Here is a 16,632-nt window from a genome sequence, read left to right as displayed (position 1 = left end):
AATTGCTTTAACCGTTTTTATGGGAATACAAGTAAAACCTAAATAAAACCAGGAGGAGGTCTCGACACTAACTGACTCGTTAACAAGGTTATTACAACCGTATTCACATACGTTATTTGAATTGAATTACAACTAGAAGGAATTTCTAATTCTATAGCATGATACAATAAACTGGGAGCTAATGCTGGCGTTAAATTGGTAGTAATAGCATATTCGCATACATGACAATTATCCATATCCCCGTTATCATCAGTATGAAAGAAGGCATGTACTCCTGTTAATTTTATACTAACATAAAAGACAAGTATGATAAAAGACATTCTTTTTTTAATACGTCCTTGATTAAAAAGGCATGAAATCATAAAATGGTAAAACAATTTTTGTTATAAAACTTCAAAAAGGACTAAAGCGAACAAGTAAAAAGTCGGTCTCTAGTTAAAAATATTATCACAACTTTGTTGCGTTTAACAAAAATACAATTACTTTTGCAATATAGTTGCATTAATATTTAAAAATGAAATTAGAAATAAATAAACCCGATTCTTTAGGTGCTTTATCAAGCACCTTATGCCTAATACATTGCGTAGCAACACCCTTTATCTTTATTGTTCAATCTTGTACAGTAACCTGTTGTGAGTCAACACCATTATGGTGGCGCTTTATAGATTATTTTTTCTTGGTAATTTCCTTTTTTGCTATTTACAAAACCTCACAAGCTTCATCAAATAACTTAATAAAAAAAGCTTTATGGTTGAGTTGGGGTGTTTTAGCGTTCGTTATATTTAATGAAAGCATCCAACTTTTTCCTTTACCAGAATACATGATATATATACCAGCGCTTTTCTTAATTGGTCTCCATTTCTACAATTTAAAGTATTGCCAGTGCAAAACAAATAATTGCTGTATAAACCATGAATAAGGAACATATTAACATTTTAGGAGACAACCATATTTCAACGAATGTTGAAACACCTTTACGCGAAGACGCCTTTGATAAAAGTGACGAAGAAAAAATAGAAAACATTCAGCATCATTTTGGTAAAATCATGGAAGAACTAGGCCTTGATTTAACCGATGATAGTTTATCTGGTACGCCATATCGCTTTGCTAAAATGTATGTTAAAGAATTGTTTTATGGTTTAAACCCGAAAAACAAACCAAAATTATCGGTTTTTGATAATAAATACGGCTACAAAAAAATGCTAGTAGAACAAAATATTACCATTGATTCTGCTTGCGAACATCATTTTCTTCCTATTACAGGCCATGCACATATCGCCTATTTACCCAAAAAAAAGGTAGTAGGCTTGTCTAAAATAAACCGTTTAGTCGATTATTATGCACATAGGCCTCAAGTTCAGGAGCGATTATCCATGCAAATTCTAAAAGACTTACAGGAAACTTTAGAAACTGAAGATGTTATTGTAATGATTAGTGCCAAACATTTATGTGTCTCTTCTCGTGGAATAAAAGACAAAAGTAGTTATACAACAACATTAGAGTATGGCGGTTGTTTTGAAAAGGAACAATTTAGAAATGAATTTTTAAAAATTGTAGATGCGACTTCGTTATAACATAAAGGGACTTTGGTGCTTACTTTTCTTGTCACGCCCCCTCTAATTTTGTTCTCACAATTAAATAAAGTCAAATCCATTTTTACCAAAGTAAGTAACTTCATTATTTAATTTAAAAACATATATGGAAGCCATCATTACAGTTGTAGGTTTTTTAGGTGCAGGAAAAACGACTCTTTTAAAACAATTAACCAACAGGTTTTTAAGCAATGATTGGCAACCATACATCATTTTAAACGATTATGAAAATGCTTATATAGATGCCCAAGATTTTATTATTAAAAACAATCCCAAATGGGTAAAAGCTTTAAGCGGAAGTTGTATTTGTTGTAGTGGTATAGACCAGCTAAGGCAATATATTAATGGCATTCCAGAACGCAAAAAAGGCGTTGTACTCATTGAGGCAAATGGCACATCTGATGCCTGTACCCTAATGGAATTTCTTGGTGTCGGGTTAAAAGATCGTTTTTTACCGCCCATTCAAATTTCTGTAGTTGATGTAAAAAACTGGCAAAAACGTGGGGAACACAACACCCTGGAGGCCAATCAAATTCAGACATCGTCTTTAATCGTACTTACGCATCTAGAAAATATAAGTAAACATCGTAAAACTGCTGTCATTTCAAGTTTAAAAAACATTAACCCTTTAGCTGAAATAACCACGCTAGAGCTCTTAGATGAAACCCTTATTCCGCAACTGAAACCTATAAAAAATCAAATAAAAAAACTCGATCATTTACAATCACATTGGTCTTCATGTTCGATAGATTTGCCAAAATTAAGCCATCTAAATGCTATTAAAACGATCTGCAACAACATCCCACAACATATTCTAAGAGTAAAAGGATGTACTCATATAGCTGCAGATAATCATTATACTTATTTCGAACGCACACCAGATGGCACAGTGTCTATTAGAAAATTTAATGGCGTTCCAATAACGGGCTCAAAACTTTTATGCATAGGCCCAAGAAGTTCTATCGTAATTTTAGAAAAAGCCATTGAAGCTGGTTTACAAACAAAAAATTAAGATGATACAAGTCCATAATCTTTCATTTCGTTATAGAAAAGGAACTCAAGATTTTCGTTTTCCAAACATTTCCCTAGAACAACATGAACATATGCTTGTATTAGGACCTTCAGGCATAGGAAAAACAACGCTTTTACATCTATTAGCAGGCTTGCTACGTCCCCAAAATGGTGACATTATCGTTAATAATACCAACTTTACAAAGTTATCGGAAAACGCATTAGATCGGTTTAGAGGTAAAAATATCGGGTTAGTTTTTCAAAAAAACCATGCCATTTCATCTCTAACCCTCCTAGAAAACTTGCAGACTCGTTTATTATTTAGTCGGCAACAGGTCAAGACTCCAGAAATAGATGCTTTACTAAACGAACTCCAATTAACAGATTGTAAAAACAGCAAAATCAATACCCTAAGTGAGGGACAGTTACAACGCTTAGGTATTGCTATGGCAGTTATCCACAAACCGAAACTTATTTTAGCCGACGAACCTACCTCTAGTCTCGATGATGAAAACTGTAAACGGGTGATGGCACTGCTTTTAGAACAAGCCAAGCGAACAAAAGCCAATCTTATAGTCATCACACACGACAATAGAATCAAGTCTCATTTTACAAAAACCATACAACTATGAATCTTTGGAAATTGAGTTTTAAAAATATGCAATCAAAGGCTCTATTTACACTTTTGAGTGTATTAGCCTTTGCGCTAAGCATAGCTTTACTTTTAGGTGTACAGCAAATAGAGCACGGGCTAAAGCAACACACCGAAAATAGTTTAGGTCAAATCGATTTGGTAGTTGGCGCCAAAGGGAGTCCGTTACAATTGGTCCTATCGGCCGTTTTACACATGGACAACCCCACAGGAAATATTTCCTATACAGAGGCACTCCGTATGGCTAAAAACCCGATGATAAAAACCGCGGTACCCATATCGTATGGCGATAATTATAAAGGCTATAAAATTGTTGGTACCCAACAAGAGTTTACCGCATTTTACAAGGCTAAAATCCATAATGGGATATGGCCAAAAAACCCCATGGAGGTGGTTTTAGGGGCTACAGTTGCTAAACGTTTAAAACTTCGAATTGGCGATAGCTTTTTAAGTTCCCATGGTTTAATTGATAACGCCATTGATGTGCACAATACCCCATTAATTGTAGTAGGTACCTTAGCCCCTACGAACAAAGTTATTGACCGTTTAATACTCACGAATTTAGAGAGTGTATGGGAGGTTCACGACCATGAGAGTGGACATCATCACGAAGTTGAAGAAAACCATGAAAAAGAAGAAGATAAATCTCGAGAACACGATCATGAAGATGAAGAAAAAGGAGACCATGACCATAACGAGGCCGTTCACGAAAAGCACCATGACCAGCATCAAAACCACAAAGAAATCACGGCATTATTAATTAATTTTAGAAATCCAGTGGCACTTTTAAATCTTCCGCGTAGCATTAACAAAAACACGAACATGCAAGCCGCCCTTCCAAATTATGAAATTGAACGTTTACAGCAGTTTACTGGACTCGGACTTAAAACTTTATCTTGGATAGCCTACGGTATTTTAACGATATCCAGCCTGATTATTTTTATCAACCTCTATAAAATGGTTAAAGAACGTGCATTCGATTTAGCTTTATTACGAACCTATGGAGCCCAGCCCTTAGAACTTATAAAAATTGTAAGCTATGAAGCATTTTTTGTGGGAATTATAGCCTCGATATTCGGTTTGGCCTTATCACAAATAGGACTTTATGTTATGGTTGAAATGCTATCGACCAATTACCAACAGGCCTTACAAACACCTTTACCTATAAATAACTATTTACAAACGCTATTATTAGTTTTCCTAGCCATTATTGTTGCTATTATGTTGGCAATTTATCCCATAATAAAAATGAATATTTCCAACATTTTAAGTCGAAGTACCCCTTAATTAAAACTTAAATTTTTATGAGGTCATTCTAACTAAATTCTACAACCCATGATTCTAAAATTAAAAATGTCAAAATATAAGTTATTTCTAATTCCCTTAATACTTTTTAGTATAATGGCTAGCGGTCAACATAACATCACTTGGGACACTTTAGCTCAAGTTAACTTTAGTGAAAAATTTTTTCCTGCATATGGTGAAAAATTTTTATACCCTGAGTTTTTAGCACCCATAAAATCTTTAGAAGGAAAACAAGTAACTATAACAGGCTATTTTTTAAACATCAATCCCGATGAAAACCAATACATTTTATCTAAAGGCCCCATGTCTTCCTGCTTTTTTTGTGGCGTGGGTGGTCCAGAAACTGCTGTAGAACTTCAATTTTCTGAAAAACCAAATTTTAAAACTGATGATATTGTTCAGGTTACAGGCAGGCTAAAACTTAACGCCGACGATGTAGAACACTTTAATTATATTCTAACCCAATGCAAAGCACAACGTGTTAATTGACTAAAATTTTGAATGCGATGAACAGAAGACATTTCTTTAAAAAAGGAACACTTGCTACTTTAGGAGCAACTTTAGCTTATCCTTTTGGAGCTACAGCAACAGCAGTCAAAAACCAGACCATTGGTTTAAACAAAAAGGCAAAAAACATCATTATTGTGGTTAGTGATGGTATGAGTATTGGTACCTTAAATATGGCCGATTTATATTTATCGAGAAAAACGGGAATAGGGTCGCATTGGTTACAGCTTTACAAAGACAATAAAGTAACACGAGGCTTAATGGATATGGCATCGGCGAGCTCTATAGTAACCGACTCTGCCGCTGCAAGTTCGTCATGGGGAGGCGGTGTTCGCATACACAATGGCGCTTTAAATATGAGTAAAAACGGAGAAGCTCACCTCCCTATTTGGCAAAAATTTAAAAAAAGTGGTAAAAAAGCGGGTTGCGTTACTACAGTTCCTATAACACATGCCACGCCCGCAGGTTTTTGTGTCAATTCGACATCTAGAAACGCTCAGGAAGACATTGCAGAAAAATATTTAGAACATCAATTTGACGTGATGATGGGTGGTGGCAACAACTACTTTTCAGCAGATAAACGAAAGGATAAAACAGACCTTTATAAGCGTTATGCCTCAAAAGGTTATACCGTGGTTAAAAACCGAGAAGATATGCTTTCGGCTTCAAACCAAAAATCTATTTTAGGGGTTTTTGATGATAACGGACTGCCCTACGCTCTCGACAGACGTAACAATAATGATTTAAAAAAAAATATTCCTAGTCTTGCTGAGATGACACAAAAAGCTATTGATGTTATGAAAATACATCCTCAGGGTTTTGTCTTACAAGTGGAAGCTGGTAAAGTGGATTGGGCTGCCCATGCCAACGACATTTCAGGCTTAATTTACGATCAAGTGGCACATGATGAAGCCATTAAAACTGCTATTGATTTTGCCGAAAAGGACGGCGAAACACTTGTTATCATTACCACAGACCATGGTAACGCGAATCCTGGGATCATTTATGGAAATGAAGCTAATTCCAATTTTGATTCTATACAAAACTACAAACATACAAACGAATGGATTTTAAATGGCATTGGTAAAGAATCGTCTCTAAAACAAATTAAAGACCGCATACATTACGCCAATAATATTACCCTAAGCAATTCCGAATGCCAGCAACTATTAAATTATTACAATGATTTAGACATTGAAAATGGCCTTTATAACCCAAGACATTTACCTTATAAAATTTTAGCCGACATGCAACAAAAACACAATTCGGTAGGCTGGATAAGCATGCAGCATTCAGCCGATTATGTAGAAATAGCCATGTATGGCCCTGGAAGTGATTTATTAAAACCCTTTATTAAAAACACCGATTTACATTATATGATGCTTGAAGCTGCCGAGGTGGAAAACAAATTTTAATTAACCTCACTTAAAACACATTAATTATGAAAAACTATGAAGTCATTATCATTGGCGGTAGTTATGCTGGACTTTCAGCGGCACTCGCTTTGGGGAGGTCTTTGCGCGAAGTTTTGATTATCGATGCAAGACAACCTTGCAACCAACAAACCCCGCATTCGCAAAACTTTTTAACGCAAGATGGAGAAACCCCACAAGCGATTTCAGAAAAAGCCAAAGCCCAAGTTTCACTATATAAAACCATTACATTTCTAGATGATTTTGCACTATCTGGAACAAAAACAGCTACAGAATTTGAGATAAGCACCAAAAGCAAAGGCATTTTTTCTGCTAAAAAAATAATCTTAGCCACGGGTGTTAAGGACATTATGCCTAACATAAAAGGCTTTTCAGAATGCTGGGGTATATCGGTAATTCATTGTCCGTATTGCCACGGCTACGAACATAAAGGAGTAAAAACAGCCATTTTAACTAACCAAGCACATGCTTTGCATTTAGCGCCTCTAGTAAAAAATTTAAATCCAGATTTAATAATTCTAACCCAAGGGGCTTATCAATTCAATAATGAAGAAATAACCAAACTAGAGGCCAACAATATTTCTATCATCAACAAGGAAATTACAGAGATTATTCACGAAAACGGTTATTTAAATGCAGTGCTATTTAATGATGGCACAAAAGAAAATTTTGAAGCCATTTATGCTTCTGTTCCATTTGAACAACATGGCGACATCTCCAAACAATTGGGCTGTGCGTTTACAGAACAAGGTCATATAGAAACCAATATGTTTCAGCAAACTGCCATTGAAGGTATTTATGCTTGTGGCGACAATTCGAGTCCTATGCGCTCGGTAGCCTATGCTGTGTCTACAGGAAATATTGCTGGTGCCATGATAAACAAAGAACTGTGCGACCAGGATTTTTAATACGTTTATTTACACTTCGGACAAACACCAACAGTTAAAAACTGCATTTCATGCACCTCATAGTTTTCTAGTACAGGAACTTCTAGTTTTACTGGCAAACATTCCACCTGATTGCAAACTTTACATTGAAAGTGTAAATGGTTATGAAGGGTATGGTTTTGCTTGCAACCGGAACTACATAAAGCATAGTGTGCCTTTCCATCGGTGTCGGTAACAAAATGTACTTTCCCGGCCGCAACAAAACGCTCCAACATGCGATATACTGTGGTTTTGTTTACAGATACATCAATTTGTTGAAGAATTTCATCGGCAGATAATGCCGTACTTGCTGCTTCTAATAATGATAATACGGCTTCCTGGGCTTGTGTTTTTCTAATAACTGTCATCTTTTTCAATAAAACATGACAAAAATACTAAAAACTAACCCCAATTTTAAGGACTTTTAAATTAATCCTAAAAACAATATTTTTATTAAAGCAACTTTACTGCATTAACAAGAATAATTATATATTTACCCAAATTTAAATCGAATCGATCGCTACAAAAAATTGAGACTCACATTTAAAGATTATATAGCCACACTCATATTTATCTCTATTATAAGTATAAAAGCTTTTGGGTTTCATGCTTTATCTCACATTGAAGGACACGATTTCAATCATGAAGATCATCATACAGACTGTATAACTTGTCACTTAATCATAACTCATCAGTTAACCCTTATTCATACCTCTAGCGGATTAGAATTAAGCAAATTACTAGATGATTCTATTTTTGTAGAACAAGTAATTTCAAAACCATACTCCAATAGTTTTGTAAACAAGTCTATTAGCAATCAACCATTTTGCCGACCTCCCCCTTCACTCCCTTTATAAATACTTGCAATTCAATATTTTACCAATAAGAATTAAATCAGTTGAACAACTGTTTAATTTGTGTTATTTAGGTTTTAACTGTTTTTAAAACAGAACCTAAACCCGACATAACGCATCTCAAAATCTTAATAATTCACCTTACATAAATCACTCTACTCTAGACTATAACTCATAAATCAATATTCCTTCTTTTGAAGGAAAACTATGCAATACTTAAATTTTAATACTATGAAAAAAACAAAGAAAAATCATTACAAATTTTTGGCTATTATCACCTTTTTAGGACTCTTTTTAGCTTCTTGTAGTTCTGATGATGATGGCGGAAATACCTCAGGTCCAGAAATATTAGAATTTGAATACGGAGAAGGCAGCAGCCATAGCGATGATCCCGTGGCTTACAAAGGCAGTGATATTCATATTGAAACTGAAATTTTTGCTGAAGACGTTGTTGAAAGCATCACTGTTTTAATCCACTCGCACGAAGTAACGCCTGCAGATGGTGAAGTAGAATGGGACTTTGAACAAGTTTACACAGGCAGTAATTATCAAGCTAAAAATGTACATTTTCACGAACACATTGATGTGCCAGACAACATTCTTGCTGGCGAATACCACATCGAATTTATTGTTGTTGACCAAGAAGGAAACAGCACTGAAGCAGAAGGTCACTTAGAAATTTTAGATCCGATCACAATTAGTGATGTTTCTATTGACAACACCGTATTAAGATGAAACGAAATCCATGCTGAATTTATGATTGAAGCCGTCTTTAGGATTCACAATGTTACTGTCGATATTCATGCTCACGGATTAACATCAGGGGCTGGTGAAGTAGAATGGGATTATGAAATGGCTTTTGAAGATGGCTTACACGAAGAAACAGAAGCTGAATTTCACGGACATATAGACGTGCCTACTACGGCTCCTGCTGGAGAGTACCATGCTACATTTACTGTAGAAGATGAAAAAGGAAACACTTTTGAGTATGAAACTCATATAGATGTAACTGTTTCATAAAACACTTTCTCATTCTTCAAGTTAAACAAGGCGGTCAAAACATCTCATTATATGTCTTGATAAACTCAATATTTCAAAATCCGTGATAAACATCATTTTAAGTTCGTCTCGTTTTTTTTTTTTCACAATTAGCTCTCTTAGATTCTAAACTTTCAACTGAACATAAGCAAAAATCTTTTTTAAATGCAACAAAGTTGCATTTGTTAGGTTTTTATTTATATTTGCGGCTAACAAAAATTAATCTAACACATGAAAAACATTAAATTTCTACTCTTTTTAACTGCTATTCTATTATTAACTGCCTGTTCAAGTGATGACGAAGGCATGGATCATGACGACCATGATCATGAACACGAAAACATCAATCTTTTAATTTCTGATGCTCATTCTACAACCCTAAACTTTATTAATCCGTATAGTGAAGCCTTAGAAATATTCGAAGCCGCTTATCCAAAAGGAAGTATTTACGTTACTGAAACTGGACGTTACAGCGTCATTACCCACAGAGATAACAACTTTACAGAAACCTTTAACATTGGAGGTAAAATAGATCACGGCGACCACGACCACGATTTAGGTGAACCAGGGTTAGCCGCCATTAGTTTTGAAAGCGAAAAACCAACACATTTTAAATCGGAACAAGGCTACGTTGGCATTTATAATGACGGTGATGCCACATTGAGTATTTTTAACGAGAAAAGCATTTACAATGCTTCAACGGTAAATACAATTTCAACAGGTACTACTGCACACCACGGAGCCATGGTATTTTTCAAAAGTGGTAACATTGCCGTTACAAACCTTGGAGCTGGCACTGGTTTACCTGAGAAGGTTCACATTATAAATCAAGAAGGTGAAGTGATTTCAGATGCTTCACAAAGTTTAAGCACTTCAGGAATTCATGGAAGTGCTGGCAGCAACGAGACTGCTGTTTTTGGCTCTAACACGGGTATTCTTGTTGTTAAAGACAACGGTGACCAAAAAATTATTGATTATCCTTCAGATTTTGATACTAATGTGTGGTTTGGTAGTTTATTAGCAACAAGTGAATCTAATATTTTTGTTGGTTATACTTCTAGTAAAGGGGTTTACTTAATAGACATCACCAGTGAAGAAATAACCCCTGTACATGAAACCTCCGAATTATTTAAATGCATCGTTTCTAGAGACGGCGAGCAAGTAATTAGTTTAACTAAAGGCGGTGACTATAAAATTACAGAAGTTGCAACACAAGATGCTGCACATGAGGGGGTATTGGACTTCACAATGGATACAGAATCTACAGATCATGGTTCTGTGACAAGTAACATCGACTTTTATGAAGACTTTTTATATGTATCTATTCCGAGCACTAAAAATTTAGTTCAGTATCATGTAGAAGATAAGGAAGTTGAGAATGAATTTCAATTAGATATTACGCCATATCAATTTAAAGTTTTAGCCTACGAAATGGATCATTAAAACTCCTAATATTTTAATATAATAAGGCTGTCTGAATGCATAAATGTTCAGACAGCCTTATACTTTTTAACAGTTTAATAGTGTCATTAAACCCAAGTGTATTTAAAAGTATTTCTTCAAAAATGTCATAAAAAAACTTTAAAATATTTAACCTCAACTAGAACTAATATGACAACGAATATTTGACAAAAACCTAAAGCAAACTCCCTAATTAAATGAAGAGTTATAAAAATTCATTATTTTTATCTAATCAGAACTTTATAAAATTTTTTGAGCTCTTTTTCTTTCTAAAACACTAAAAAGTTAGCTTTATAAATCGAACATTATAAGTTCTACTAAATCGATTTCACATGACTAAAACATCATATTTATTTTTTACGGGAAAAGGAGGCGTTGGTAAAACATCACTAGCTTGTGCCACCGCTGTTGGTTTAGCCGATTCCGGCAAAAAGGTACTACTTGTAAGTACCGATCCTGCCTCCAATTTAAAAGATGTTTTAGAAAGCTCCGTAGAAGAACACATTAAGCCCATAAACGGAATCAACAACCTTTTTGCCATCAATATTAATCCCGAATTTGCAGCCGAAGCTTATAGAGACCGGGTTGCTAAACCTTTAGAAGGCAACGCAACACACTATGAAATAAACAAAATAAGAGAAGACTTATCTGGAGCTTGTACTACAGAAATTGCTTCTTTTGATGAATTTTCTCGTTTTGTATCTAATGAATCTGAAGGCGATTCTTTTGATGTTATTATTTTTGATACGGCGCCTACTGGCCACACATTAAGACTTCTTGAGTTACCAGCAGCATGGTCGAGTTTTACTGATGAAAATCCCGAAGGTGCTTCATGTTTGGGTCCAACATCGGCACTTCAAAGTGGTAAAGAAAGGTACCATTTGGTAGTCGATCGCCTTAGAAACCCAGAACTCACCACATTTTATATCGTTTCAAGAGCTGAAAAAGTTTCACTGAAAGAAGCTGCTAGAGCCAGTCAAGAACTAAAAGACCTTGGTATGAACAATCAGCAGTTATTTATTAATGGTATATACAAAGCCCTTGATCAACAAGATCCTCTTGCTATAAAAATGGAAACCATGGCAAACGAACAGCTTGCCAATATTCCAAATAACTTAAATACATTACCCACTAAGTCTTTTCCATTGCTTCCCTACAATGTATTAGGGATCCCCAAGTTACGTTCGTTGTTTAATACGGAATTGCAAAAGTCTATTTCAGAAAAAACAATTTCAAAAACAGATACGCCTGCTCAAATTTTAAAAGGCATGGATCAACTAGTAAACGACCTGTGTTTAAATGATAAAAATGGGCTTATCATGACCATGGGTAAAGGTGGTGTAGGAAAAACAATAGCGGCCTCGGCCATTGCTATTTTACTTGCTAAAAAAGGTTTTGAGGTTTTATTAACAACCACAGACCCGGCAGCACACATTCAAGATTTTATTGAACAACTGGGTGATATCCCCCCAACATTAAATATAGAACGCATAGACCCCAAAATAGAAACCAAACGCTATACAGAAAAGATATTAGCTCATAAAGGTGAAGGACAGTCTGAAGAAGCTAAAAAACTAATTTTAGAAGACTTAAAATCTCCTTGCACCGAAGAAGTTGCTGTTTTCCATGCTTTTTCTAAAGCAATAAGTATGTCGAGACGAAAGTTTGTAGTTATGGATACAGCACCTACTGGTCATACGCTGTTACTATTAGATACAGCAGGCAGCTATCATCGAGACATCATGAGAAATAACCTAAATGCTTCACGAATGCGAACCCCTTATATGGCCATACAAGATCCTAAATTGGCTAAAATAATTCTCACTTCCTTACCTGAAACCACTCCCATGCGAGAGGCGGTATCATTACAAAATGATCTAAAAAGAGCCGGAAACACGCCTTATGCTTGGCTTATAAATCAAAGTATTTCTATGCTTTCAGGTATTTCCGACCCTTTATTAAGAAGTAGAGCCACAATGAAATTGAAGTTATTCAAACTATAAAGAATGCATACGCTGAAAGAACTTATGGTATTCCTTACATAGCTGAAAAAAAGTTGTTACCAACGCTTCTAACTGATTATTACGAAACCTTAAAAACCTGATAATCAAAAACAAAAAACACACCTTTAATACTAACACTTTTCAACCGCCATATAGGTTGAAAAGTGCTTCAAAAACAAAAAAAACTGTTGTTTAATTTTGGTAGCTATCTTTTTGTTTTTTGCCTTTATATGGATTTCAAAAAAGACTGTTTCTTCTACCTTAGCACGGCTTTTAATCTCTAAAAATCCCGTGGGGAAATAAATGACAATATCCGAACCAGGATTATACGTTCTTAAATACAATTCATATTCGCCATCAAGCCAATTCAATAATTTCGAATATTGAGAAACCATTGGCAGGCTTTCGGTTTTCAAAAAATCAAATGGTATACTTTGCATGGCTATCATTTCTTTTCCCTCTACTAAAACTACTGACATATCACCTTATTAGAATATTTCAAAATAATATTTTCGATAGGACTTTTAACAATCACCCCTACTTCTACCCCTCTTGCTTTCAGAGCCTCTTTAATGTAATCCTGCCCATAGAAAGCAATAGAACCTACAAAGTGAATGGGAGCCTGTTTTAGCGTTTCTCGGTATCGTAACACATGATTTTCTACAAATGCATCCATTCCTTTTTTAAGTATATTTTGAATAAAAGGATGGTTTTCATGTTTGAACAAAAAAGGTGCGAAAGCTGCTAAATATTTATTAGGACGCGCCGATTTATACAAGCCTTTTATCACATTTTTTTCTTTCAATTTATAATCTGCCGAAAACGCCTGTCTCAAATCACTTGGCATAGTCTCGTAATAGTAAGCACGAAGTAATGCCTTACCAAAATAGTTTCCACTTCCTTCATCCATAAGTAAATACCCCATAGAAGGTGCTTTCATATGAATATTTTCACCATCAAAATAACAACAGTTCGAACCTGTTCCTAAAATACAAACTACCGCCGGCTCTTTTGTTGTGGCCATAATGGCTGCCATGGTATCTTCATTAGAATACGCGATGGCATTAGGAAAAAAATCGGATAAAATAGCATTCACTTTTTTCTGATTTCTTTTTGTACCACAACCAGCTCCAAAAAACTTAACATCGGTTACCACATGCTTAATATGATCGAGCTCTGCACTATTGGAAATGATTTTTTGGAATTGTTTTTTCGTCAAAATCGCCGGGTTTAACCCTTTGGTTTTAATGCGAACAGGTTTTGTATGATCATCGGAACATAAAATCCAATCGCATTTTGTAGAACCGCTATCTGCAATTAACACCATAACTTATAGATTTAAAAAGTTTGTCTCACAATAGTTTACAAGCTCATTTAATGACGGTGTTATAACAAGCTCCACATCTACAACAGGTTCTCTTAGTAAAATCAATGTGTTTTTAATGATTTGGATATTTTCTTTAGATATTTTTTTATTTCGGATAGCATCCTGCAACAATTGAGACACCAAGGATAGATTTTTGGATAAAGGTTCTAATGAACTTATTTTCGGGTTTTGCTGAAGCTGACTAAAAGCTTTATGATTTTCTGACCACTTTTTTAAATAGTTTAGCACCTCTTCAGACGTTCCTGAAGCTATAAAGTTTGCAGTGGCTGTTTTGAAATACCACGCGTCCATAGCATCAGCCAGACAGGCATCGGCAAATAAGTTAAAAGGTGAAAAGGTTTTATACTCAATACCATCCTTATTTCTAGCATAAATTTCTAATGGCTCGCAAATATTAGATAAGACTAACAAAGAAGAAATCTCCTGATTATTGGTCATGCCCCTCAAAATCACCGAACGGTTTCTTATGTGGCTTATTCCCAATTCCTCTAATTGATGGGATACGACTGCTAAACGTTTTCTCATATTATCAAGGTTATTTATGTTTTTATCAGACCAAAAGCGCTCAGCAATAGCAGCTGTTCTTGGCCAAATTCTAGAGTCTATAGTTAAAGGTGTTACCAGCTCACTCCACATGGTGGCTTCTCCTCCCAAAATGCGGTCGCATTCTTCGTCTGTTAAAACCACATCACCAATAGGTTCAATGCTGTAATGATATTCTACAGACTGCATTCTATCGATGTAAAATCCGTTAGACAAAACCGTTTGATATCCTTTTTTGGCTGCTTCAATCAAGGTACCTCCTTTAGGTAAGCCTTCATTTTCCCCACGCCATGAGTGAATCACTGCAGTGGTAGGCATATCGGGAGTCATAATTTCATCCCAACCCATAAGTTTTTTACCTTGTTTTTTTAATATTTTTTCAAGTTTCACATTGAAATAGGTTTGTAAATCGTGATTGGTTTTTAAGCCGTGTTTCTTTTTAAACTTTGCAATGTCTTTATTTTCATCCCAGTGTTTCCCTTCATTTTCATCGCCTCCAATATGGAAATATTCATCAGGAAATAATGGTGTTATTTCAGCAAATAAATTTTCTAAAAAGGTATATGTGATATCTTTTGTTGGATTTAGCGTCGGGTCGAAAACTCCTGAAAAACGTTCAATGCTATATTCGTAATCATCTTTACTCCCTAGTTCCGGATAAGCTGTTAAAAAAGCGGTAGCATGTCCAGGCACATCAATTTCTGGAATTACACGAATACCTAATTTATCTGCGTAAGCAACAACATCTTTAATTTGTTCGTGACTATAGTACAAACCATCGGAAGCCAATGTTGTTAATTTCGGATAGGTTTTAGATTCAATACGAATCCCCTGATCGTCGGTTAAATGCCAATGGAAAACGTTCATTTTCATAGAGGCCATAGCATCTAAATGACGTTTTAACACATCTACAGTTTCAAAATGTCGTGAAACATCAATCATTAATCCGCGCCAAACAAACCGAGGCGCATCTGTAATTTCTACGCCTGGAATAAAATATTCCGTGCTATTACAGTCTATTAATTGTAACAACGTTGCTAGTCCACGTATAGCTCCAACATCTGTTTTTGCTGAAATTTTAATGTTTGAATTCTGAACACTAAGTGTGTAGGATTCGTTATTTTTGATATCGAGTTTAGAAATTTCATCAAAGTGAATTTGAATCATTCCTTTATTGTTTTCTAATGGAAAGCCCTCCTCTAAGAAGGTACCTGTTCTAAGCGTTAAACGTCTTAAAAACTGAGTAGCAGCGTAGTATACACGCTCGGATTTGTTATTACTCACCGAAATAGTTAAACTACTGTCTATTAAAAACTTAGACTGAAGCTCTTTAATCGCCTTTGGCCAAGGCATTATATTGTATTTTTCAGCTAAAGGGTTTTGTGCAAAGCCCATAGTATTGGTTAATACAATAGCTAGTATAATTAGTAGATATTTTTTCATTCTTGATTGCTTTAAGCCTCAAAACAAAAATTATTAGGAAGTTTTTAGTTTGATTTAACCTTGATATACTTCTCTGTAATAATCCTATTTATTCCTGCTTCTTTAATGTGTTCTAGCCCTGTTTGAATTAGGGTATCTCCTTTAAAATGAACTTTAAAAGAAAATTTGTGGTCTTTAAAATGTTTAGCCGATGTATAGCTTAACACTTCCTGGTAGTCTTCGTCATTTAACAAATAAGTGCCTCCACCTCCATAGAAATTCTCGTCATTATTGAGGTCTTGATTTAAAAAAGCAAAATGCGAATCGTTAATTATTTTTATAAACTCGGTGTGACTTAAATCTTTCACCGTAGTTGAATCATTCTCAATAATTTCAGCATAAACCATTTTCCATGTTCCTGAAATATCGTTAGCAGACCGGTTCTTTTTACAATTGAAAAAAGTGAATGCCAAAATTATTAAGACTGATACCTTCATT

General features: G+C 35.1%; 19 protein-coding genes. 13 read left to right on the top strand and 6 right to left on the bottom strand.

The features are described 5' to 3' along the window. Positions 1-38 precede the first annotated feature (38 nt). Positions 39-362, bottom strand: a complete 324-nt coding sequence (locus A6I66_RS08785) for a hypothetical protein (protein ID WP_067147899.1) — start codon at positions 360-362, stop codon at positions 39-41. A 152-nt stretch (positions 363-514) separates the two neighbouring features. On the opposite strand from A6I66_RS08785, the gene A6I66_RS08780 reads away from it, so the two are divergent. The 8 genes from A6I66_RS08780 to A6I66_RS08745 all read left to right on the top strand — a co-directional run bounded on the left by A6I66_RS08780 (position 515) and on the right by A6I66_RS08745 (position 7,408). Then, positions 515-919 carry a MerC domain-containing protein gene (locus A6I66_RS08780; protein ID WP_067147896.1) on the top strand — a complete coding sequence of 135 codons (405 nt, stop codon included), beginning with the start codon at positions 515-517 and terminating at the stop codon, positions 917-919. Beyond that, on the top strand, positions 912-1,574 hold the full coding sequence (gene folE, locus A6I66_RS08775; RefSeq protein ID WP_067147893.1) for a GTP cyclohydrolase I FolE: 663 nt from the start codon (positions 912-914) through the stop codon (positions 1,572-1,574). The genes A6I66_RS08780 and folE overlap by 8 nt, the downstream gene beginning before the upstream one ends. A gap of 124 nt (positions 1,575-1,698) precedes the next feature. Then, the gene (locus A6I66_RS08770) at positions 1,699-2,604 is read left to right on the top strand and encodes a GTP-binding protein (protein ID WP_067147890.1); all 906 of its coding nucleotides are present in this window, start codon (positions 1,699-1,701) and stop codon (positions 2,602-2,604) included. 1 nt (position 2,605) lies between these two features. Next, positions 2,606-3,235 carry an ABC transporter ATP-binding protein gene (locus tag A6I66_RS08765; protein WP_067147888.1) on the top strand — a complete coding sequence of 210 codons (630 nt, stop codon included), beginning with the start codon at positions 2,606-2,608 and terminating at the stop codon, positions 3,233-3,235. Next, positions 3,232-4,542, top strand: coding sequence for an ABC transporter permease (locus tag A6I66_RS08760; protein ID WP_067147884.1), 1,311 nt, complete (start codon positions 3,232-3,234; stop codon positions 4,540-4,542). Before A6I66_RS08765 ends, A6I66_RS08760 begins: the two co-directional genes overlap by 4 nt. Before the next feature lie 114 nt (positions 4,543-4,656). Then, the gene (locus tag A6I66_RS08755) at positions 4,657-5,049 is read left to right on the top strand and encodes a hypothetical protein (protein WP_245683449.1); all 393 of its coding nucleotides are present in this window, start codon (positions 4,657-4,659) and stop codon (positions 5,047-5,049) included. Between the two features lie 17 nt (positions 5,050-5,066). After that, positions 5,067-6,482, top strand: a complete 1,416-nt coding sequence (locus A6I66_RS08750) for an alkaline phosphatase (protein ID WP_067147881.1) — start codon at positions 5,067-5,069, stop codon at positions 6,480-6,482. A gap of 26 nt (positions 6,483-6,508) precedes the next feature. Continuing rightward, positions 6,509-7,408 (top strand): NAD(P)/FAD-dependent oxidoreductase, encoded by a 900-nt coding sequence (locus tag A6I66_RS08745; RefSeq protein WP_067147878.1) that lies wholly within the window; start codon positions 6,509-6,511, stop codon positions 7,406-7,408. A 5-nt stretch (positions 7,409-7,413) separates the two neighbouring features. On the opposite strand, the gene A6I66_RS08740 is transcribed toward A6I66_RS08745, so the two are convergent. After that, positions 7,414-7,794: a Fur family transcriptional regulator gene (locus tag A6I66_RS08740; RefSeq protein WP_067147873.1), complete on the bottom strand. Its 381-nt coding sequence runs from the start codon at positions 7,792-7,794 to the stop codon at positions 7,414-7,416. Positions 7,795-7,956: 162 nt separating this feature from the next. Here A6I66_RS08740 and A6I66_RS16645 point away from each other — a divergent pair, with 162 nt between their 5' ends. From A6I66_RS16645 to arsA, 5 genes are all read left to right on the top strand, one after another. Next, positions 7,957-8,283: a hypothetical protein gene (locus A6I66_RS16645; protein WP_157614156.1), complete on the top strand. Its 327-nt coding sequence runs from the start codon at positions 7,957-7,959 to the stop codon at positions 8,281-8,283. Between the two features lie 228 nt (positions 8,284-8,511). After that, positions 8,512-9,015 carry a DUF4625 domain-containing protein gene (locus A6I66_RS16920; protein ID WP_245683448.1) on the top strand — a complete coding sequence of 168 codons (504 nt, stop codon included), beginning with the start codon at positions 8,512-8,514 and terminating at the stop codon, positions 9,013-9,015. Positions 9,016-9,021: 6 nt separating this feature from the next. After that, complete coding sequence (locus tag A6I66_RS16915) at positions 9,022-9,300, top strand: DUF4625 domain-containing protein (protein WP_262509415.1); 279 nt, start codon at positions 9,022-9,024, stop codon at positions 9,298-9,300. Between the two features lie 249 nt (positions 9,301-9,549). Further along, positions 9,550-10,761, top strand: coding sequence for a hypothetical protein (locus tag A6I66_RS08730; protein WP_067147870.1), 1,212 nt, complete (start codon positions 9,550-9,552; stop codon positions 10,759-10,761). Positions 10,762-11,111: 350 nt separating this feature from the next. After that, entirely contained in the window at positions 11,112-12,782 is a 1,671-nt protein-coding gene (gene arsA / locus A6I66_RS08725) for an arsenical pump-driving ATPase (RefSeq protein ID WP_084399586.1), read from the top strand. A 131-nt stretch (positions 12,783-12,913) separates the two neighbouring features. On the opposite strand, the gene A6I66_RS08720 is transcribed toward arsA, so the two are convergent. The 4 genes from A6I66_RS08720 to A6I66_RS08705 are packed head-to-tail and all read right to left on the bottom strand — an operon-like array spanning position 12,914 to position 16,631. After that, positions 12,914-13,261, bottom strand: coding sequence for a hypothetical protein (locus A6I66_RS08720; RefSeq protein ID WP_067147867.1), 348 nt, complete (start codon positions 13,259-13,261; stop codon positions 12,914-12,916). Further along, entirely contained in the window at positions 13,252-14,109 is an 858-nt protein-coding gene (locus A6I66_RS08715) for an N-acetylglucosamine kinase (RefSeq protein ID WP_067147864.1), read from the bottom strand. The genes A6I66_RS08720 and A6I66_RS08715 overlap by 10 nt, the downstream gene beginning before the upstream one ends. 3 nt (positions 14,110-14,112) lie before the next feature. Continuing rightward, the gene (locus A6I66_RS08710) at positions 14,113-16,155 is read right to left on the bottom strand and encodes a beta-N-acetylhexosaminidase (RefSeq protein ID WP_084399584.1); all 2,043 of its coding nucleotides are present in this window, start codon (positions 16,153-16,155) and stop codon (positions 14,113-14,115) included. Positions 16,156-16,199: 44 nt separating this feature from the next. Beyond that, positions 16,200-16,631 (bottom strand): hypothetical protein, encoded by a 432-nt coding sequence (locus tag A6I66_RS08705; RefSeq protein ID WP_067148104.1) that lies wholly within the window; start codon positions 16,629-16,631, stop codon positions 16,200-16,202. Position 16,632 lies beyond the last annotated feature (1 nt).

The organism is Pseudotamlana agarivorans, from assembly GCF_001642835.1.
Taxonomy (GTDB): domain Bacteria; phylum Bacteroidota; class Bacteroidia; order Flavobacteriales; family Flavobacteriaceae; genus Pseudotamlana; species Pseudotamlana agarivorans.
The sequence above is the reverse complement of the archived record's forward strand: the minus strand, read 5'-3'. Positions and strand labels throughout refer to the sequence as shown.

Excerpts from the sequence above, each read along its gene's own strand:
- A6I66_RS08785 (WP_067147899.1), bottom strand. The coding sequence starts at position 362 with ATGATTTCATGCCTTTTTAATCAAGGACGTATTAAAAAAAGAATGTCT.
- A6I66_RS08780 (WP_067147896.1), top strand. The coding sequence starts at position 515 with ATGAAATTAGAAATAAATAAACCCGATTCTTTAGGTGCTTTATCAAGC.
- folE (WP_067147893.1), top strand. The coding sequence starts at position 912 with ATGAATAAGGAACATATTAACATTTTAGGAGACAACCATATTTCAACG.
- A6I66_RS08770 (WP_067147890.1), top strand. The coding sequence starts at position 1,699 with ATGGAAGCCATCATTACAGTTGTAGGTTTTTTAGGTGCAGGAAAAACG.
- A6I66_RS08765 (WP_067147888.1), top strand. The coding sequence starts at position 2,606 with ATGATACAAGTCCATAATCTTTCATTTCGTTATAGAAAAGGAACTCAA.
- A6I66_RS08760 (WP_067147884.1), top strand. The coding sequence starts at position 3,232 with ATGAATCTTTGGAAATTGAGTTTTAAAAATATGCAATCAAAGGCTCTA.
- A6I66_RS08755 (WP_245683449.1), top strand. The coding sequence starts at position 4,657 with ATGGCTAGCGGTCAACATAACATCACTTGGGACACTTTAGCTCAAGTT.
- A6I66_RS08750 (WP_067147881.1), top strand. The coding sequence starts at position 5,067 with ATGAACAGAAGACATTTCTTTAAAAAAGGAACACTTGCTACTTTAGGA.
- A6I66_RS08745 (WP_067147878.1), top strand. The coding sequence starts at position 6,509 with ATGAAAAACTATGAAGTCATTATCATTGGCGGTAGTTATGCTGGACTT.
- A6I66_RS08740 (WP_067147873.1), bottom strand. The coding sequence starts at position 7,794 with ATGACAGTTATTAGAAAAACACAAGCCCAGGAAGCCGTATTATCATTA.
- A6I66_RS16920 (WP_245683448.1), top strand. The coding sequence starts at position 8,512 with ATGAAAAAAACAAAGAAAAATCATTACAAATTTTTGGCTATTATCACC.
- A6I66_RS08730 (WP_067147870.1), top strand. The coding sequence starts at position 9,550 with ATGAAAAACATTAAATTTCTACTCTTTTTAACTGCTATTCTATTATTA.
- arsA (WP_084399586.1), top strand. The coding sequence starts at position 11,112 with ATGACTAAAACATCATATTTATTTTTTACGGGAAAAGGAGGCGTTGGT.
- A6I66_RS08720 (WP_067147867.1), bottom strand. The coding sequence starts at position 13,261 with ATGTCAGTAGTTTTAGTAGAGGGAAAAGAAATGATAGCCATGCAAAGT.
- A6I66_RS08715 (WP_067147864.1), bottom strand. The coding sequence starts at position 14,109 with ATGGTGTTAATTGCAGATAGCGGTTCTACAAAATGCGATTGGATTTTA.
- A6I66_RS08710 (WP_084399584.1), bottom strand. The coding sequence starts at position 16,155 with ATGAAAAAATATCTACTAATTATACTAGCTATTGTATTAACCAATACT.
- A6I66_RS08705 (WP_067148104.1), bottom strand. The coding sequence starts at position 16,631 with ATGAAGGTATCAGTCTTAATAATTTTGGCATTCACTTTTTTCAATTGT.